This is a genomic window from Corynebacterium sp. HMSC06D04 (assembly GCF_001807315.1).
Classification (GTDB): domain Bacteria; phylum Actinomycetota; class Actinomycetes; order Mycobacteriales; family Mycobacteriaceae; genus Corynebacterium; species Corynebacterium simulans.
This window is the reverse complement of the sequence record NZ_KV788545.1, coordinates 1-2360: the sequence shown is the minus strand read 5'-3', so window position 1 is coordinate 2360 and position 2360 is coordinate 1. Positions and strand designations below refer to the sequence as shown.

Here is a 2360-nt window from a genome sequence, read left to right as displayed (position 1 = left end):
TGCCGTTTCGGCGTAGTTGGTAGGGGCAATCCGCGTAGTTGGTCGGGGTTTTCCGGATAGATGGTAGGGCTCTCTGTTTTCGGTCATTGTATAGGTGGCGTTGGCACAACTTGTGCCGGCGCGTCATCACCTTTCATGACCTTAAGGAGGGCCTTTCATGGCCAACTTCAAAGACATCATGGCGATGTGTTTGGACGGGGGAAGCTATGCTGCCATCTCTGCGGCGTTGGGATGTTCCAACCGGGATATTGCCAAAACCAAGACACTGATTGCGGACCTGAGCATCACCAAGGAGTCGTTTGTTCAGCTGGATCCATCATTCTTCGACGAGCACTTCAGCGACCATCGCGGGGCCCGTCGCAAGCGCTACGACCAGCCAGACTTCGAAAAGCTCGCCAAGCGACTAGCCAATAACAAGCACTTGACCCGCCACAAGCTCTGGCTGGACTACGTTGCTGCACCTGTCGGTGAAGGCGAGTCGAAGTATCAGTACTCCCAGTTTTGCGAACGCCTGCGCACCCACATCCGCACCACTGGAATGACCTCGATTATCGAACACGAGCCAGGCCAGGAACTCTATGTCGACTGGGCCGGCGACAAGGTTTCCATCATTGACAAGGCCATCGGTGAAGTCGGCATGAAAGCCAGCTTATTCGTGGCCATCTGCCCCTATTCTTCACTGTTGTTTGTGACAGCAACAGCTAACGAGAAGATGGACAACTGGATTTCCTGCCATGTGAAAGCCTTAGACTACCTCGGTAAATGCCCTGGCATCATCGTTCCTGACAACGCACCGACCGCGACTTATCGGCCGGTGAAGAACAAGCCCGGCCGGCGCATTCAACAACGCTACGCGGACTTCGCCGACTACTACGACATCCTGCTCGTACCGGCCCGACCTGGAAAACCTCGGGATAAGGCCGCTGTGGAACGCGCCGTCCAACTCGTCTACTCGCGCATCCTCGGCTACTTCGATGGGATCACCTTCTACAGTCTTGATGAACTCAATGAGGCTATCGCCCAGCGCGTCGACGACATCAACATGAATATGCCTAGGCCCGATGGGATAACCCGTAAAGAGTTGTTTGATGCTGATGAAGCGCCCATGATGCGTGACTTACCAGATACCCCGTTTACGGAAGTGTCCTGGCGAAACGTCAAAGTCGACCGTAACTGGCACATCTGCTGCGACTACCAGTACTACTCAGTGCCGTTCCAATACATCGGCAAAACCCTGCGGGCACGGCTGACCAACAGCCTGGTGAGCATCTTCGACGGCGACGACCTAGTCGCAGAGCACTCACGTATGCACGGGTTCAAGTACCGCTATTGCACTGACCCAGCCCATACCCCGGATAAGGACATTGCCGGGGTCAAACCTCTTACCCGTGACGAGCTGCTTGCTCGAGCATCATCATTTGGGCCGGCAACGGCCAAGGTCGTCTCCTCAATTTTGGAACGCAACGCCAAAGCCGTACCCCGCGGGCTACACACTGCCCGCAACGTGCTCGTCAAGCTGGGCAACAAGCACAACAAGACCACGCTTGAGCCTGCCTGCCAGCAAGTCATTGACCATAGCCTGGCACCCAACATGCAGGTCATCGCGCGGATTCAGGCCGACATCGCCCGCAACGGTCACACCCTCAACCAAACGCCAGCCGTCCAGGCCGATCACGCCCAGTCGCGCATTGTGGACATCACCGCAATCCCTGATGCAGTATTCCTGCGCCCAGCCAGCCACTACGACATCCCGAAGAAGGAGGCCTAGACCATCATGACCACCATCAACCTTGACGATGACATCCGAGCTACACTGCGTAAACTGCGTCTTTCCACCTTCGCTGATATCTTTTTCGACCTAGTCGCCGCCGATGACGCCAACACCGCTCTACCGGAGGAAATCTTCCTCAAAGCCGTGGAAGAAACCGCGGCCAAGCGCCGGCAAACCAACATCGCAAAAGCCATCACCCAGGCGAAATTCCGCTATCCGGGAGCAACACTCGCCGAGCTGATCAACCCAGATGAACGAGGGTTGAATCTACGCCAGCTCAAACGACTAGCCGCAACACCCTGGCGCGACGAACCTTCCAATGTGCACGTCCTAGCGCCCACCGGTGCGGGTAAAACCTACATCGCCTGCGCTATCGGTATTGCTGCTTGCCAGGCTGAATACAGTGTCGCGTACTACCGGCTGGATCAGCTCGTCGATGAATTAGGGGCCTTCCTGCCAGCAGATGAACGCTATGTAGCTAAAATGCGCAAGCTACAAAACATTGATGTACTCATCCTCGATGATTTCCTGACCATAGGAATCAACCAGCGCGGACAAGAAGACCTAACCAAGATCATATTCGACCGCG

The 2360-nt window shown here is 55.8% G+C and carries 2 protein-coding genes; both read left to right on the top strand.

All coding sequences use genetic code 11. The annotated features are described in order from the left end of the window. Nucleotides 1-157 precede the first annotated feature (157 nt). The gene (istA, locus tag HMPREF3155_RS05750) at nt 158-1768 is read left to right on the top strand and encodes an IS21 family transposase (protein ID WP_070432795.1); all 1611 of its coding nucleotides are present in this window, start codon (nt 158-160) and stop codon (nt 1766-1768) included. Nucleotides 1769-1774: 6 nt separating this feature from the next. After that, the coding region (locus HMPREF3155_RS05745) for an ATP-binding protein (RefSeq protein WP_070432794.1) at nt 1775-2360 on the top strand (586 nt) is incomplete at its 3' end.

Excerpts from the sequence above, each read along its gene's own strand:
- istA (WP_070432795.1), top strand. The coding sequence starts at position 158 with ATGGCCAACTTCAAAGACATCATGGCGATGTGTTTGGACGGGGGAAGC.